Origin of the sequence: Helicobacter sp. 16-1353 (assembly GCF_003288815.1) — a bacterium.
GTDB lineage: Bacteria > Campylobacterota > Campylobacteria > Campylobacterales > Helicobacteraceae > NHYM01.
This window is the reverse complement of the sequence record NZ_NHYM01000004.1, coordinates 84,952-100,998: the sequence shown is the minus strand read 5'-3', so window position 1 is coordinate 100,998 and position 16,047 is coordinate 84,952. Positions and strand designations below refer to the sequence as shown.

The window sequence follows — 16,047 nt, the reverse complement described above, 5'->3', positions numbered from 1 at the left end:
GGGAATAAATGAGCAAAATGGACAAATACCTATCTAGAGAGGATATAAAAATCCTAGAAATATTGCGAAAGAATATCCAAAATAATGTCGTAAAAATCACTTGCACGGGGCTTTATAACCACGGAAAAAGCTCTCTTATGAACGCCTTAATTGATGATTTTGAAGAAAAAACTTTTAAAATCGGCGATGTGCGAACGACTGCTAAAAACAAATCTTTTGTTTACGAAAATATTGAGTATATCGATACGCCGGGCTTAAATGCAAGGGAAAATGACGACAAAAGGGCAATTGATGCCATAAGGGAAGCTGATTTTAATATATTCGTTCATAATGGTGCAGAGGGCGAATTTAACCAGCCGGAAATGAATTTTTTGCACCACATAAAAAGCAATTGGGATAATCCTAATGATTTCATAAACAAAAATATCTTTGTGTTATCTAGAGCTGATAGTTTGCAACAAAGCGACATAGATAAGATTAGTAATAAAATGAAACGGCAGATAATAGATATTTTTGGCACTCCAAATCAAGCAATTAACAATAAGGTTATCGCCACATCGTCTAAAAACTATATAAAAGGCAAAAAGGAGAACAAAAACAGGCTAGTTGAAAATAGCAATATTGACAAGATTAGAGTAGAGATAAATACCTTAATTGAAAAATATGGAAATACAATTATGCAAGCAAAGAAAAATCGCCTAGCTCTAAAATGCGACGAATACATACAAAAACTTAAAACACAAAGAGAGAGAATCCAACTAGAAAAGGACAAACTAGAAAATCAAAGAGCCAAACTAGCTAGAAAAGTTAGTGAATGGAATGCACACTTAAATCAATAAAAGGAGAGGATATGATACCGTTTTTACCCGTAATCGGCGGAGTGGTCGCAGTAGCAACTATTGGAAAACTTGCTTACGATTTGTTTGCCGACAACGAAAATGACAAAGCTCCACAAGAGGATTCTGAAAAACTTGCAAAAGAACAACATGAGCAAGTCCAAAGAAAAGAACCTGTAAAAATAATGCCTATAGAGACAGAATTCTCAATAAAAGAACCCATAAAAGTAGAACTTAGGAGGCTAGAACATCAAATTGCCACTTTAGACGAAAATATTGACTATCTTAATGATGATATAGAGGGAATTGAGGCGACAATTAAAGAGCTAGAAAATATAAGGGGCGGAGAGATTAGAGGTGTTGACAATGTAATTATGAATGAAGTAGGGCAAAGAAGCCTTAATGAAAGGCTTGCTACTTTAAGTGAATTAATAAGGAGATTATAATGAAAGAACAGCTAAATAGCTTTTATGTGTCTTTATATGAATCGCTAAAAGATATAGCAGATGTAAACAACAAGCTAGATAACACAAGAAGTGAGATTAGAAGCCACATTGATAGCTTTAAAAATGCCATAGAGGGCATTAATATTAATATTAAAAATCCGGACATTGAGGAATCTTTTAAGGAACTTATGAATTCTTTAAAAGAAGTGTTTTTAATGTGGAATCATAACTTTAGCAAAATGCTTGAGAGAGAGAAGTTTCGAACGGAGCTAAAGAATAAGTTTATTGTTATTATTTTTGGCAAGGTTAAGGCTGGGAAAAGCACTTTTGGGAACTTTATCGCAAATAATAAATTAGAACAACAAAAAGTGGAGTTTTTAGAATACAGACATAAAAAATGGCATAAAATCGAGCGATTAGAAGAGCTGCCAGATACGAAAGAGAATGGGGAATCTGAAGAAAGCGGATTTGCCACCGATGTGGTGGAGTGCACTGATAGAATCCAACGATTTAATCTCGGTGGAATGGCGTGGATTGACACGCCGGGGCTTGGTTCTCTTACAAAGGAAAATGGAGCATTAGCAAGGGAATATATAGAAAATGCAGATTATATAATCTACCCCACTTCATCAACTAGTCCATTACAAAAAGATGAGCAGGACAACATAAAAGAGCTTTTTGACCAAAATAAAAAGGTAACCATATGTATCACAAAATCCGACATAATCGAAAGCGATGAGTGCGAGTGTGATAGCAAAACTGCTTGCGATAAATGCGAAGAAAGCATTATTAAAAAGCTAGTAAATAAAAATGATAAAGATAGAAAAAACCAAGAAGAGTATGTAAAAAACACCATAAATGAAATTATCCCAAAAGAAAAAATAAAAAATAAGCTAGGGGACATATTCTCTATTTCTGTGGCGACTGCAAAAGAAGCAATAAAAAATAACGATTTGGAGATGTTTGAAAATAGCAATATCCCAAAATTTTATGAGCTAATGAAAGACCATGCAATCAAAAAAGCCAAAAGCTTAAAAAGTCAAGTGCCTTATGATGGATTGAATGCGTTTATAAGCCTAATTTTGAGCGATTCCACAGATTCTAAGGGGTCTATCAAAGATATATACAACAAGATTGAAAAGCTAGAAAATTCGCTTAATGAGGGATTAAGGCAACTTAAAGACGCACAAAAAATATCTCAAGTAGATTTGCAAGTGGCGATAGATAAGGCATTTAATAGGCACATAGATAGCACAACTAAGGAAAATGTCAAAGAAAAATGCAAAATAATCACCAATGAAATAAACTCTAAGACAAGTGAGATTATCACCAATAACACAAACGAGATTCTGCAAAATATCAGCAATGATTTTGGTGTGCTATTTGAGGGTCTTGAGGTTGGAGATATTGAGATAGAAGATATATTTATCGAAACTAAACACAAAGAGGAGCCATGGTATAAAAAAGCTTTTAAGGGTGGAGCAAAAGTTGCAGGAAGCATTCTGGCGATACTTCCTAATCCATTTGTCAAAATTATCGGCGGCGGCTTAGCTGCATTCGGCGATAAAGTGGCTGATATAATTAATGATGATGAAATAGTCAAAAAAACGCTTATTGGTGATAATAAAGAGGTTGTTTTAAGGGGCTTTAGAGCCAAAGTAGAATCTTTTTATAGCCAAGCATTTGAGGCGACTTTTTTGCAATTAGGCGAGAGCTTTAGCGATATTAAAACGGAAATAGGGGCAATAAAAACAGAGATAGGAAAGTTTAAAAATAATATGGAAAAAGTAAGGAGAACATTATGATAAACGACAAAAACGATTACAGAAAAATAAAAGATGAGGTTACGCAGGTCGCACAAAAAGTATGTGAATCTAGTGAGATTGAAAAGTTTATCTCGCATATAGATTCTAAGATTAGAGACTTTAGGCAAACGATGATAATCTATGGCGAATATAATACTGGAAAAAGCACTCTAATAAATGCTCTATTTGGCAAGGAAGTTGCAAAAATGGGCGATGCCCCAGAGACTAAAGAGGTGCATGAATATTTATATAATGGCTACACGATATTTGATACGCCGGGCATAAATGTGGACAATAAAGATGACTTGGTAACAAAAGAGCAGTTAGAAAAAAGCGAGATTGTGCTATTTGTCATTAGCACTGATGGGTCGCTTGAAGTGGAGTTTGTCTATGAGAAAATAGGCGAAGTAGTAAAGGCAAAAAAGCCAATAATCTTGGTCTTAAATAATAAAAATGGCATTAATCCAAACTCATTACAAGAGCGTCAAATCATAAACAAAGTCTATTTAAATCTAGAGCGAATTGGGAAGCTAAACGATATAGAGGAGATTGAGAATAAAATAAGCGTTTATATAGTGAATGCCAAAGAAGCCCTAAAGGCAAAGATTGAAAATAAGCATAGACTATTAAGCGATAGCCAAATTCTAGGGCTTGAAAGTGCCATAGATGACTGCCTAACAAAATCCGGGCATAAGGAAGTCGTAAATGCACTAAATCAATACATTAGAAACTTTATAAACAATATGCTTGAAACGCTCGACAACAAAATCGACAATAAGGAATCCAATCAAATCGAAACGCTAATCACGCTTCTAAAAAAGCAGCAAGAATCCCTAAACATTGAGCTAGAAAAAATGGTTAATAATGAACTAGTAGGGGCAGATAGCAGAATCCTAGAGATACTACTAAGCCAACAAAGCAGTATTGAGAGCAAGAAAAGTGATATTGAAAAATATCTAAATGCCAAAGTCTCAAATATCAATGAAAAAGCAATAAACATTATGAAAATAGCAGAGAGAGAGCTAAGGACAAAAACTGATGAGTTTTTAGAGTTTAGCACCCCAAATGCGACTACAAATCTCGCAAATATCGAAGCCCCAAGTAGTGATATATTCGACGAAATATTGCCTAAGATAATAGAGCAAGTAAAGGCTTTTATACCAACGATTATAAACGAAATAGGTGGAAAAGCTGGGTGGACTCAAACATTAATCCTTATAGTAAGTGCAATATTAGATATGTTTAATAGCTATCAAAAAGAGGAGCGACAAAAGACAATGCAACTAGAGGCTAGAAGCAAATCCCAAAGCGAGATTAATAAGCTAAAAGAGCAACTAATAAATGGCTATAAAAACTGCATTAAAATCACATTTGATGGCACGATTGACAAAATCGACAACAAAGCCAAGCAACTTAAAAGCGATAATAGCGAATTGCTAGAAATGAAGAATAAACTATTTGCTATCATTGATAGGCTTTCTTAAAAACAGAGATTCTATTTTAAAGGAAAACAAATGATACAAAAACCAATAAAGGCATTCTACACTTGCCCCAAATGTGGCTATACAAAGAAAATCGTGCCAGACTATAAATCGCCACTATCATCATTCTGTCCTAAATGTGGAATAAAACTCCAAAAGCTAGATATGTCAAGCCTAAGCGACATATTTGGCATTATAAAGGAATTATTTAAGTAGCGATTTGGGCTGGAATCTAGTGGGAATCTAGGTGATCTTTGGGCTAGAATCTGTCTAAAATATAAGTGAGAATCCGGTTAAATCTAGCTGGAATCTAAGCAAGATTCCAAAAAACTAGGCGGATTTAGCTGAGAATCTAAGTGAGAATCTAAGAATCTAGCCAGAATCTCCGCATAGATTCTGCACGGATTCCACCCTAGATTCCGCGAATCTAGATTCCCGCACGGATTTCCCGCCAAGCCCTACATTTTCGCGTTTGCAAGCATTAGCTTAATGCGATTTTCTTGGTTTACTTTCGTGGCACCTGGGTCGTAATCGATTGATACGATATTACTTTGTGGATTTTTCTCCTTGATGACTTTCATCATTCCGCGTCCCACGATGTGGTTTGGTAAGCAGCCAAATGGCTGGGTGCAGACGATATTATTCACCCCACTATTGATTAGCTCTAGCATTTCGGCAGTCAGCAACCACCCCTCGCCCATATTCATGCCCTCTTCGACATAGCCCTTAATTAGCTTTTTGGTATGCTCAAAGCTCGTTGGAGCGGTAAAAATCCCGTGTTTTTTAATCATCTTGTAAATCGTTTTTTGTTTGCCAACGAACATATTATAAATAAATTTATAAATGATTTTTTTAGCGAAACTTCCGCCATATAGGCGATTTTCAAGCATTACATCATTCATACAATATAAGCAGAAATCCATAAAGCCCGGCACCACCACCTCGCAACCCTCGCTTAGTAGAAACTCCTCCAAGTTATTATTCCCAACTGGAGAGTATTTCACATAGATTTCACCCACGATTCCAACCTTGATTTTTGGCTCATTATTTCGCAAAATCTTCCCAAAATCATTCAAAATCGCCCTCACATCTTTTTTCAACGCCCCAAAATCCACCAACGCCTTACTTTGAGATTCGTCTGTGATGCGTTCAATCCACTTGGAGACCAGCTCATCGCTCTCCCCAGCGTTTATCTCATATGGTTTGCTTTGATTTAGTAGGCACATCAGCACATCGCCGATAATGACGGCATTTACGAGCTTTTTTAACATCGGCATAGTTACTCGAAATGCCTGTCCCTCCTCAAATCCACTAAAATTCAGCGACACGACTGGAATATCCCCAAAGCCACTTTTTTTAAGTGCCTTTCTAAGCAAATAAATATAGTTCGAAGCCCTGCAGCCACCGCCTGTCTGCGTGATTAGAAGTGCAGTTTTACTCAAATCATATTTCCCACTTTTGAGTGCATCGATAAGCTGCCCTATAACTAGCAAGGCTGGATAGCAAGTGTCATTATGCACATTTCGCAAGCCCTCTTGGGCGAGTTCTGTGCCGTGATTTTGTAGCAATTCCGCCTTGTAGCCATAGCTTTTCAAAATATTTACCATAAAGCGAAAGTGGATAGGGAGCATTGTGGGGACTAGAATCGTGTGCGTTTCTTTCATCTCCTCCGTGAATTTCACAAAGTCGTCTTCGGTATTACTCACACAATCGCAATTGCTAGAGCAAGATTCGACATTGTGTGGGTTTTTAGGATTTAGATTCTTAGAATCTAGATTCGCCAAATGCGGATTTTTAGATTCAAGATTCTGCGAATCTAGATTTTTCATATTCATGCTTTTTGTCATTTTATTTTCCTTATTTTTTTAATAATTTAATTCTAATTCTTTGGCTTTTTCGTGGCTAGATTCGGCAGATTTCATAGAATCTGTGGAATCTAAAGATTCAGATTCCGCTATTTTCGCGGATTCCGGATTCCCAGCAGATTCAGCGGATTCTCTAGATTCCATAGCCTCTTTTTGCTTCACTTCCATCGCACTCAAAAGACTTCGAATGCGAATCTTAACTGCCCCCAAATTATTTATCTCATCTATTTTTATTTGCGTGTAGAATTTATCGCCATTTTCTAGGATTCTCCGCACCTCATCGGTCGTAATGGAATCTATCCCACACCCAAAACTTACAAGCTGAACTAGCTCGACATTGTCATATTTCTTAGCGAAATTCGCCGCACTATAGAGCCTAGCGTGGTAACTCCACTGATTTAAAATATCAAGTTTGCCAATCTCCGCACTTATGGAATCCTCCGATAGCACGACCACGCCAAGCGAGTTTATAAGCTTATCTATGCCGTGATTAATCTCTGGGTCGATGTGGTATGGGCGACCAGCTAAAATGATACATTTAAGATTATTTTGCATGGCAAATTCAAGTGCCTTTGTGCCTTGATTTAGAATATCATCAATTTGGATTTGTCGCTTCTCATAGGCGGATTGGACGGCGAGTTTGAAGCTCTTTTTATCTGCTTTAAATTCCTTTTTAAAGAATGGATACGCCTTTTTTATAAAGTCCTCGCTCCTATGAAGACCAAAATATGGGTATAGGAATCTCACATTTTTTAGCTTATCGATATTTCGATTTAAAAGCTCCGGATAGAACGCCACAACAGGGCAGTTGTAATTCGTAGTAGACTGCCCTCCATCATCAAAGCTATAAGCCATACACGGATAAAATATCGTATCCACGCCTTTTGAAAGCAGATTCTCAATATGTCCGTGCAAGAGCTTTGCTGGGTAGCAAACTGTATCACTTGGAATGCTATACTGCCCTATGGCGTAGGTTTTTCGCGTAGAAATATCGCTTAGCACGACCTCATAACCCAATTTGGAAAATAGCTCGTGCCAAAACACGATATTTTCATAGATATTTAGCCCAAGTGGAATCCCAACCTTGCCCTTAAATGTCTTTAATTCCTCGTCATGCTGGAGCTTTATGGTTAGATTTTTGATTTTATTTAGCTTATAATCGTAGATATTTGGCAAGAAAATCGTCTTTTTCTTAATGCCTAGTGGACGGTCGCATCGATTGCCGGAGATGAGTTTTCGCCCACCCTCAAAGCGATTTATAGTAAGCTGACATTTATTGCCACAAATATTGCAAATGCTAGGGGCGGAAATATGTCTAAAGCCCTCTAGCTCGGCTTGGGTTATAATGCTAGATTCCTTGCACTCTCTAGCGAATAATGCCACGCCATACGCCCCCATAAGTCCGGCGATTTTTGGGCGGATTACATTGCGATTTAGCTCTTTTTCAAAGCTCCGCAAAATAGCGTTATTTAGGAATGTTCCGCCTTGCACTACGATATTTTTCCCCAAATCATCGGCGTCTTTTGCACGAATCACCTTGTATAACGCATTTTTCACAACACTCATAGAAAGCCCAGCACTTATATCCTCGATACACGCACCCTCTTTTTGTGCCTCTTTTACCGAGCTATTCATAAACACCGTGCAGCGACTACCAAGCTCCACTGGGTGTTTGGAATCTAGCCCAAGTTTTGCGAAGCTCTCCACATCATAGCCCATAGATTTTGCAAAAGTCTCTATGAAGCTCCCACAGCCACTGCTACACGCCTCATTTAACATAATGCTATCAATGGAATTATTTTTGATATAAAAGCACTTCATATCCTGTCCGCCGATATCGATGATAAAATCGACCTTTGGATTAAAGAATCTTGCGGCATTCAGGTGAGCCATAGTCTCAACCAAGCCAATATCAATCTTAAAAGCACTTTTTATAAGCTCCTCGCCATAGCCTGTAACGCCACTGCCACGAATCTTTATGCGATTACCACAAAGGATATAAATCTTTTTTAGCTCATCTAAAATCACTTGCACTGGATTCCCCAAATTGCTTCCATAGTATTTATAGATGATTCCGCCATTTTTATCGATTAATACTAGCTTTGTAGTCGTGCTACCGCAGTCAATCCCAAGATAAGCATCGCCAACAAAATCCTTTATATCAATTTCGTTTGTGGTGGCTTGATTATGACGACTTTCAAATGCCTCTAAGTCCGCTTGTGAGCTAAAAAGTGGCTCTAAATATTTATTCCTACTCGTGGTATTTTTGGCATTTTCAAAAATATCTATCAACTCATCGCATGAATAATCCACATTGCTATTGCTACTATAAAATGCAACGCCGATTGCCACGGCGAATTGTGCGAAGTCTGGGAAAACTGCATTTTCATCGCTTAATTTTAAAGTCTCCTTAAATCGCTCTTGTAAGCCTTTGTAGTAAAATAGCGGTCCGCCAAGAAATAGAATCTTGCCCTCGATTTTCCGCCCTTGTGCGAGACCTGAAATAGTTTGCTCGACGACCGCTTGGAAAATGGAAGCAGAAATATCCTCTTTTTTAATACCTTGATTTAAAAGTGGCTGGACATCGGTCTTTGCAAAGACTCCGCAACGCGAAGCCACTGGATAGATTTTGCTGTGATTTAGGCTTAAATCATCAAATTCCTCTGGCGTTACATTTAGCAGCGTAATCATTTGGTCGATGAATGAGCCTGTGCCACCCGCACATGAGCCGTTCATTCGCTCTTCTAAGCCACCACTTAAAAAGATTATTTTGGCGTCCTCGCCTCCTAGCTCGATTACTGCATCGGTGTCTGGGATTAGCTTTTTTACTGCTTCAGCCGTGGCGAAAACCTCTTGAACGAAGTCGATATTTGTGATTTTTGAAATGCCAAAGCCAGCACTACCGGAGATTGCTACGCTAAAGCGTTTATCGCCGATTTTTTCTCTCAAATCTTTTAAAATTTCTATGCTTTTTTCACGCACTTTTGAGTAGTGTCGCTCGTATTTTGAGAAGATTATCTCCTCGCCCTCGAGTAAAACTACCTTCGCAGTCGTCGAACCAACATCAATTCCTAAACTTAAACTCATAGATTTATCCTAAATTTTTACTTCGCTAGTATTGGCAAGCCAAACTTCGCAACAATGGGCTTTCACCCCTTTACCCACTAAAGCTACGAATTTTAGCTAAAAATTCGAGAAGCTAAGGTGTATTTTTAGAGAAAACAAGCATTCCTTTGCGATGCAAGGCTTTACCTTTTACAAACGACTATGTTTTGCTTGGTTTCGAAACCTTAAAAACAAATGCTAGACGAAGTTTCCTCGCCAAAACTACAAAAAATTTTACTAGAAAGTTATTAAACTTTTTAATTCTAACTTAATATTTGAATTTATATCTAAAATAAAATAGATTCTCATTATAGTTATAATAAAATTAATTATAACTTAAATAATAATTAGAAAATTATTACTTTTAGTAGCATATTAAGCTATAGAACGGATTTTTATAGCAATAAATATTCTAGACCAGTAGTATTAATTTTAAACTAGTATTGAATTTATTTGTAAAATAATGCTCTACTTTGATAAATGGGATTATAAATCTGGCTAAGAAATGTGAAATAATTTAAGTTTGAAGGAGATATTTTATAAACGGCAAAAGAGCAAGAATCAAAGTCAAAATTATTGAAATCGCCTTTGAACTAGGGATAAAATCAAAAGATATGGTAGCAAAAGCAAATGAGATTAATATCACAATTGAAAGTAATAGTAGCGTAGAGTAAAGCCAAGCCAGAATCATTGTCGATTATTTCAACCATATTGCATTCAAATGAATTCTATGGAAATAGGCAGTATCAATTACAAATGAATATTTTAATAATATTGCAGAAAACTATTGGATTTTTTAGACCAAACGGCTTTAGTTGAAGTTGATTTTTAGATGCGATACAACCTTTGGCTTTAAAAAAATGAATAGCTAATAGATATACGCGATGTATCGGTTTTTGCAATGTTTAAATGTTTCAATAGATTAGCCATTATCACTTGTGATATTAAATTAGCCAAACAGATTGTAGCACTTAATAATGATATGTTTGACGAATTAAGCGTGGAAAAGCTCTCAAGTCCGCCAAATGTATCGAATCCAAAGTGCCTTTAATGGCGTAATCGTAAGTGATGTCGCTACTGGTAGCAGGGCGGAATCTGCTGTCTTTGAAAAGGGTGATATAACCCCAAGAATAGAATACATACAGATAAACAACACCAAGTCCAATACCGCAATGGCGAAGTATAAAAACAAGCCAAAGCGGATTTTGGTCTATCAACAAACAGGCATAAAAACGATTGTGATGGATTGGATTTTTAAGCGAGATTGTCATATTGTTTTAGAAATCTTATGTTTGGAATAAAAATTGAGATATAAAAAATGCAAGAAATGTAAAATTAAAGAAAAATTAGCTAATATTCGCTCTAGATTTGGCATTTAAGTCATGCCTTAGATTTATACTTGGGGATTAAATGGAGGGATTATGCTAATTCTCTTAATGCAATTTTTATACGCTACAAAGCCCCAAAATATGGGGGGGGGATTTAGCTATCTCGTAGAGCAAATTCCCAATTTAGCTAAATTACATTTAGACCCAGAATCCTCTATCCAAAACAAGATTCTATTTTCCGCCACATTTCCCATTTTACTTTTTAATAACATCAAGATTCGACCCATTTTCTTTTTAGCAAACAAAATGCTTCATATAACTTCTAAGAATCTAAATCAAGTTTTAAGGGTAGCACCTTGATTAATGGAGCTATAAATAGCAACACTGGAAGTTCAACATCACTAATTCCTTTTGAATATTATGCTAAAGATTGGAAAATATTTATAGATACTTGTAGCATATTGCACTTTGCATCAGACAGATTCTGGATAAATATTATTCCATTTCTTCAACAATATCAAAATAAGCTGATTATCCCCTTTAAAATCATTGAGGAGCTACAAAAACACGAAGCAAATAAAGCAAAGCCTGAACTTGCCAAGCGAGCCAAAAGATGCCTAAAAGACTTACAGCAACGAATTAATGATGATAATTTTATAGACATTCGGGGCGAGGAAAATGATAGCTTCGCGGACAATGTCTTTCAAGTGGTTTTCACCAAATTTAGAATGACATATAAATTATTGCTTATCACACAAGATAATAATTTGGCTAGAGATATTTTAGCCTTAAACAACAATAAATCAGTCAAAGCGAATTGTATTCATGTTAGGCAAATCAATGAGTATGGATTCTTAAGTAAATTTATAAATGTAACTCATATCCCAAAAGAAAATGAAATCGTGTATTCAAAATTAGGTCAAATAAAGCTGGAATCCAAAGTTGCAAGTGGAGGCGAGGGCATCATATACTCAACAGATACCCCATATGTCGCCAAAATCTACAAAAAAGAAAATATTGACGAAAAAAAATATGAAAAAATTAAACTTATGCTTAGCAAAGAAATGAAGTGTAAGGGTGTGTGCTGTCCAGTTGCAGAGCTGTGGAACTCTAAGAATGAGTTTGTCGGCTTTATAATGCCAAAAGCAAAAGGAAAGGAAATACAAAAAAGCATTTTCATTAAAAAATTATTTTTGAAAAATTTTCCAGATTGGAAAAAACGCGATACTGTAGAACTATGTATAACTATTTTAAAGAAAATTAAATATCTACATGACAAAAAAAATCATAATAGGAGATATAAATCCACTAAATATTTTAGTGGAATCGCCAAAGAAAGTTTATTTTGTCGATACGGATAGCTATCAAATTGGCGATTTCCCTTGTCCAGTAGGCACTATCAACTATACTGCACCAGAGATTCAAAGAAAGAATTTTGCTAGTTTTTTACGAACAATAGGCAATGAAAATTTTGCAGTAGCTACACTGCTTTTTATGATTATGCTTCCGGGGAAACCGCCATATTCACATCGAGGCGGGGAAAACCAAATTGAAAATATTATTCAAATGAATTTTCCATATCGCTTTGAAGATAAGGCTAATAATAAAGAGCCAGATGGTTCGTGGCGTTTTATGTGGAGCCACTTGCCATATAAAGTAAAAAAAGCGTTTTATCACACTTTTAGTAAAGGAGGTAATTATTCCACAGAGGACACTAGGCTCTCAGTAACAAAATGGCTTAAAATTTTTAAATTTTATATTGATTTGTTAGATAGTGGCAAGTTTGGCACACAAGATAGTATGTCGTTAGAATTGTTTCCTACTCGTTACAAAAGGACCCGTTTCGTGTAATAGTAGGAACAAATGAATATTTTTAAATATTTAATTTTAGGAGGATAAAAATGTATGCATTAGTGAAAATAGATGATTTGGCAGATAATCCAACAGCAAGAGTGCCAGTATGTCTTTGCTTAGATACTAGTGGCTCTATGAGCGGAGCTCCCATTAATGAGCTAAATGATGGTGTTCGCTTGTTTTACGAGGCTATCCGTGAGGACGAAATGGCATTGTATTCAGCAGAAATTAGCATTGTAACTTTTGGTGGAGGGGGAGCAACATGTGTTTGTGACTTTGCAGGTTTGGAAATACAGCCCAATGCCCCAACTCTTCAAGCCAGTGGAGCAACCCCAATGGGAGAGGCTATTAATTTAGGGTTAGATTTATTAGAGAGGCGGAAAAGTGAATATAAAGAAAAAGGAGTAGATTATTACCAGCCTTGGCTAGTTCTTATGACAGATGGAGTGCCAACTAGCAGTCAAGAGGAATTGTGGCGTGCTGTTAATAGAGTGCTAGAATTAGAAAATCAAAACAAGCTCACCATATTTCCAATTGGCATAGGTGCTGAGGTAAATATGGAAATACTTGCAGGATTCTCCACCAAAAGGACGCCTTTAAAACTGCAAGGCTTAAAATTCCGTGAATTTTTCGCGTGGCTTAGCCAAAGTGTATCAAGGACTTCACAATCAACTCCCAGAGAGAGCATAACGCTAGATGTAGAGGCGATACAAGGTTGGGGAACGCTATGATTGAGAATCTTAAAATGTGGAATATAATGCAATGTGCCGTGCAAGGCAGAGGACATATAAAATCAAATACGCCTTGCCAAGATAAGACAGATTCTCTCTACACTAATGACACATTCATTATTGCTTTGGCAGATGGTGCTGGATCTGCTAGATTCTCCCATTATGGGGCTGAGAGCGTTACTAAATTTATATGCTTGGAGTTAAGCGAAAAATTTGATTCTTATTTTGCTAATAATGATGGAGTAGTCATAAAACAACAGCTTTTAGATGGCTTATTAGAAGTTTTAAGCGAAAGGGCGGAGCAACTAGAATGTGAAATAAACGACTTGGCTTCTACTTTGCTAGTAGTGGCAGTTAAGAACGAGCAGTTTATAATGGCACATATTGGGGACGGAGTAATAGGCTATCTTAAAAATAATGAGCTAAAGACTGCCTCTTGTCCGGAAAATGGCGAGTTTGTGAATACAACCGTATTTACCACCTCAAAAGATGCCATTATGACAATGAAGCTAATAAATGGCGATTTGGGAGAAATTTGCGGATTTGTTTTAATGTCTGATGGGAGCGAAGCAAGTTTATATAACAAACAAGAGCACAAAATAGCAGATATTGTAAAAAAGATAATGCAAATTTCGACATTTATCCCCATTGAGAAACTACAAGAGCAACTTAGAGAAAGTTTTGAAAAGGTAATTATCAAGACAACAAGCGATGATTGCAGTATTGCTATGCTTGTAAAAGGAGATGAATCTTTTGAAGGATATTTGCAATTATCAAACGAAGATAAATGCAAATTATTGGAAATTAATACCAAATCCCCTAAAAAAATGATTAAGAAATATGATGATATTTTGGTTTTTTTGATGAGCGAACACACGCTTTCCCAAATTTCGCAAGAAATCCACTTGAAAGAAAAATATGTAAAAAAATATCTCGATAGGCTTTGCAAGCTAAATTTGGTCGAAAAACATTCTAATTGCTATCGCACTATTTTAATTATGAATACACAAAATAATAAACACAATATGTGTAATAATATAAATCCGCGTAAATCAATCTATACTTTCTTTAGGCATATGTTGGAAAAATTAGTAAAGTTTTCATTGCTCAATAAAAATCAGTAATATAGCAAGTATTTATTTGCTCTTTATTATTAAAAGACTTATGATATTTTCACTTTTTTTGCAAATTTGTTAGATGTTATAGATTTGGTATACATAGATTTCGATAAATCTAGAATCTAAATTGAGCAAATATTCTAAGAGTCTAGAACCACACAATTAAATTATGCTAAAATAACAATGAAATCTAACAAATAGCCATATAAATTCAGTAGAATATTGTAGATTTATAGAATCTAACAAGTTAAATTTTGTAAAAAATGGAATCTTACAAAAATAGTGAATTCTCGCTCTCATTATGATAGATTCTACGGATTACCATTGCGGATTCAATCGTAGAATACACAGAATCCATCTCCACAGACATAAACATAATCTCCAGCGACAAATCCGCAAGACTTAGAAATCCAAAGGAAAGACACCCAAAGAATATCCATCACCACTTCCCTTGAAGCCCATAGAATGGGTATCTTTACTGGTATGGCTGGGGCATATTATGGGGCTAAGGCTGGAGCTAGAGCTGGGAAGCTAGGAGCTGGAGTTGGAAGCGTCATCGGTGGGGCTTTGGGTGCTGGTATGGGAAGCGTAGGGGACTACTATGTAAATAATATGATTCTAAATAGAGAGGGGAACACAGAGGAGCTACTCGCATTTATGGGCGAGGAAATGGCACTAAGTGGGATATCTGATATCGCAGTATTTACTGCCTTTAAAGTGGGGCGTGGTGTAAAGAATGGCATAAACGAAGCAATCCAATACATACGAGACGGGAACGCAGGAGTCGTCCCAAAAGTGGTAGCTGATGTGATAGCTAATGGCGATAGGGCTTTAGGAGAGCAGTTTATACAAGAAGTCCAAGATAATATCGATAGATTTGTTACTACAAATATGCAGACGAACTTTAATCTAAAAGAAGCATTCTCTCCATTCCAAAGCAACTCCGCTAATGCCAAAAAAATCCAAAAGATAGCGTGGGATATTGCATATACGCAGCCACGATTTGCTGGATTCTTAGGCGAGATTATAAAGAGTGAGCCAAGAGTAGCTAAAAATGTCCTAGAGCAAATCACAAATAGGGCAGATAACTTGCTAATCAAAGATTCTACTATTGATATAGATGAGCTAAGGACAGCAATAAGGGATTATGACAAAGATTTAAGTAGCAGATATGGAGAAACTATCGATATACTAGATAGTGTAATGCCAAATGAGCGATTTAATATTACCGACTTCTTAGATTCTAAAATGCAAGAAATAGAAGCAAATATTAGTAAAGACCACATAAGCGGCGATTTGGACTTAATACGAAATAAGATTAAAGATAAAGATTTGAGCCTAAAAGAGCTAATCCAAGCAAGGCAATTTATAAACGAGAAGTTTAGAAATATCTTTACTCGTGGCAACTATAGCGATAAAGGAATCCTAATGGATATAACAAGCCACATAGATACTCTCATGGAAAATGCACTTAAAAT

Annotated in this window: 17 protein-coding genes; 13 read left to right on the top strand and 4 right to left on the bottom strand. The window is 36.2% G+C overall.

The window, feature by feature from the left end:
- The first annotated feature begins 8 nt into the window (after positions 1–8).
- The 5 genes from CCY99_RS03560 to CCY99_RS03540 are packed head-to-tail and all read left to right on the top strand — an operon-like array spanning position 9 to position 4,784.
- Complete coding sequence (locus CCY99_RS03560) at positions 9–839, top strand: GTPase (RefSeq protein WP_112060035.1); 831 nt, start codon at positions 9–11, stop codon at positions 837–839.
- An 11-nt stretch (positions 840–850) separates the two neighbouring features.
- Positions 851–1,282 carry a hypothetical protein gene (locus CCY99_RS03555; RefSeq protein WP_112060034.1) on the top strand — a complete coding sequence of 144 codons (432 nt, stop codon included), beginning with the start codon at positions 851–853 and terminating at the stop codon, positions 1,280–1,282.
- A complete protein-coding gene (locus CCY99_RS03550; RefSeq protein ID WP_112060033.1) occupies positions 1,282–3,087 on the top strand; it encodes a dynamin family protein in 1,806 nt (601 codons plus the stop codon). The genes CCY99_RS03555 and CCY99_RS03550 overlap by 1 nt, the downstream gene beginning before the upstream one ends.
- A complete protein-coding gene (locus CCY99_RS03545; RefSeq protein ID WP_112060032.1) occupies positions 3,084–4,571 on the top strand; it encodes a GTPase in 1,488 nt (495 codons plus the stop codon). Before CCY99_RS03550 ends, CCY99_RS03545 begins: the two co-directional genes overlap by 4 nt.
- Before the next feature lie 30 nt (positions 4,572–4,601).
- Positions 4,602–4,784, top strand: a complete 183-nt coding sequence (locus CCY99_RS03540; protein ID WP_112060031.1) for a hypothetical protein — start codon at positions 4,602–4,604, stop codon at positions 4,782–4,784.
- Between the two features lie 83 nt (positions 4,785–4,867).
- Here the strand turns inward: CCY99_RS03540 and CCY99_RS09515 are convergent, their stop codons facing one another.
- From CCY99_RS09515 to CCY99_RS03530, 3 genes are read right to left on the bottom strand one after another with little or no spacing between them, the layout of a single operon-like run.
- Positions 4,868–5,023 carry a hypothetical protein gene (locus CCY99_RS09515; protein WP_181646823.1) on the bottom strand — a complete coding sequence of 52 codons (156 nt, stop codon included), beginning with the start codon at positions 5,021–5,023 and terminating at the stop codon, positions 4,868–4,870.
- Between the two features lie 3 nt (positions 5,024–5,026).
- Positions 5,027–6,415 (bottom strand): 2-hydroxyacyl-CoA dehydratase, encoded by a 1,389-nt coding sequence (locus CCY99_RS03535; RefSeq protein ID WP_258443286.1) that lies wholly within the window; start codon positions 6,413–6,415, stop codon positions 5,027–5,029.
- Between the two features lie 18 nt (positions 6,416–6,433).
- The gene (locus CCY99_RS03530; RefSeq protein ID WP_112060030.1) at positions 6,434–9,520 is read right to left on the bottom strand and encodes an acyl-CoA dehydratase activase; all 3,087 of its coding nucleotides are present in this window, start codon (positions 9,518–9,520) and stop codon (positions 6,434–6,436) included.
- 708 nt (positions 9,521–10,228) lie between these two features.
- Between CCY99_RS03530 and CCY99_RS09870 the strand changes: the two genes are divergently transcribed.
- The 8 genes from CCY99_RS09870 to CCY99_RS03505 all read left to right on the top strand — a co-directional run bounded on the left by CCY99_RS09870 (position 10,229) and on the right by CCY99_RS03505 (position 14,575).
- A complete protein-coding gene (locus tag CCY99_RS09870) occupies positions 10,229–10,357 on the top strand; it encodes a hypothetical protein (protein WP_258443283.1) in 129 nt (42 codons plus the stop codon).
- Positions 10,358–10,439: 82 nt separating this feature from the next.
- Complete coding sequence (locus tag CCY99_RS09510; RefSeq protein ID WP_181646822.1) at positions 10,440–10,589, top strand: hypothetical protein; 150 nt, start codon at positions 10,440–10,442, stop codon at positions 10,587–10,589.
- A complete protein-coding gene (locus CCY99_RS03525) occupies positions 10,564–10,839 on the top strand; it encodes a hypothetical protein (protein WP_112060029.1) in 276 nt (91 codons plus the stop codon). The genes CCY99_RS09510 and CCY99_RS03525 overlap by 26 nt, the downstream gene beginning before the upstream one ends.
- A 120-nt stretch (positions 10,840–10,959) precedes the next feature.
- A complete protein-coding gene (locus tag CCY99_RS03520) occupies positions 10,960–11,226 on the top strand; it encodes a hypothetical protein (protein ID WP_112060028.1) in 267 nt (88 codons plus the stop codon).
- A complete protein-coding gene (locus CCY99_RS09700; RefSeq protein WP_220092233.1) occupies positions 11,223–12,227 on the top strand; it encodes a PIN domain-containing protein in 1,005 nt (334 codons plus the stop codon). The genes CCY99_RS03520 and CCY99_RS09700 overlap by 4 nt, the downstream gene beginning before the upstream one ends.
- Positions 12,187–12,717: a hypothetical protein gene (locus CCY99_RS09695; RefSeq protein WP_220092232.1), complete on the top strand. Its 531-nt coding sequence runs from the start codon at positions 12,187–12,189 to the stop codon at positions 12,715–12,717. Before CCY99_RS09700 ends, CCY99_RS09695 begins: the two co-directional genes overlap by 41 nt.
- 50 nt (positions 12,718–12,767) lie before the next feature.
- Complete coding sequence (locus CCY99_RS03510) at positions 12,768–13,451, top strand: VWA domain-containing protein (protein WP_220092231.1); 684 nt, start codon at positions 12,768–12,770, stop codon at positions 13,449–13,451.
- The gene (locus CCY99_RS03505; protein WP_220092230.1) at positions 13,448–14,575 is read left to right on the top strand and encodes a PP2C family serine/threonine-protein phosphatase; all 1,128 of its coding nucleotides are present in this window, start codon (positions 13,448–13,450) and stop codon (positions 14,573–14,575) included. Before CCY99_RS03510 ends, CCY99_RS03505 begins: the two co-directional genes overlap by 4 nt.
- A gap of 593 nt (positions 14,576–15,168) precedes the next feature.
- Here CCY99_RS03505 and CCY99_RS09505 read toward each other — a convergent pair.
- Complete coding sequence (locus tag CCY99_RS09505) at positions 15,169–15,669, bottom strand: hypothetical protein (protein WP_181646821.1); 501 nt, start codon at positions 15,667–15,669, stop codon at positions 15,169–15,171.
- Between the last annotated feature and the right edge of the window lie 378 nt (positions 15,670–16,047).

What these genes read in the sequence shown, in the direction of transcription:
- CCY99_RS03560 (WP_112060035.1), top strand. Translation starts at nt 9, where the DNA reads ATGAGCAAAATGGACAAATACCTATCTAGAGAGGATATAAAAATCCTA.
- CCY99_RS03555 (WP_112060034.1), top strand. Translation starts at nt 851, where the DNA reads ATGATACCGTTTTTACCCGTAATCGGCGGAGTGGTCGCAGTAGCAACT.
- CCY99_RS03550 (WP_112060033.1), top strand. Translation starts at nt 1,282, where the DNA reads ATGAAAGAACAGCTAAATAGCTTTTATGTGTCTTTATATGAATCGCTA.
- CCY99_RS03545 (WP_112060032.1), top strand. Translation starts at nt 3,084, where the DNA reads ATGATAAACGACAAAAACGATTACAGAAAAATAAAAGATGAGGTTACG.
- CCY99_RS03540 (WP_112060031.1), top strand. Translation starts at nt 4,602, where the DNA reads ATGATACAAAAACCAATAAAGGCATTCTACACTTGCCCCAAATGTGGC.
- CCY99_RS03535 (WP_258443286.1), bottom strand. Translation starts at nt 6,415, where the DNA reads ATGACAAAAAGCATGAATATGAAAAATCTAGATTCGCAGAATCTTGAA.
- CCY99_RS03530 (WP_112060030.1), bottom strand. Translation starts at nt 9,520, where the DNA reads ATGAGTTTAAGTTTAGGAATTGATGTTGGTTCGACGACTGCGAAGGTA.
- CCY99_RS09510 (WP_181646822.1), top strand. Translation starts at nt 10,440, where the DNA reads ATGTTTAAATGTTTCAATAGATTAGCCATTATCACTTGTGATATTAAA.
- CCY99_RS03525 (WP_112060029.1), top strand. Translation starts at nt 10,564, where the DNA reads ATGTATCGAATCCAAAGTGCCTTTAATGGCGTAATCGTAAGTGATGTC.
- CCY99_RS03520 (WP_112060028.1), top strand. Translation starts at nt 10,960, where the DNA reads ATGCTAATTCTCTTAATGCAATTTTTATACGCTACAAAGCCCCAAAAT.
- CCY99_RS03510 (WP_220092231.1), top strand. Translation starts at nt 12,768, where the DNA reads ATGTATGCATTAGTGAAAATAGATGATTTGGCAGATAATCCAACAGCA.
- CCY99_RS03505 (WP_220092230.1), top strand. Translation starts at nt 13,448, where the DNA reads ATGATTGAGAATCTTAAAATGTGGAATATAATGCAATGTGCCGTGCAA.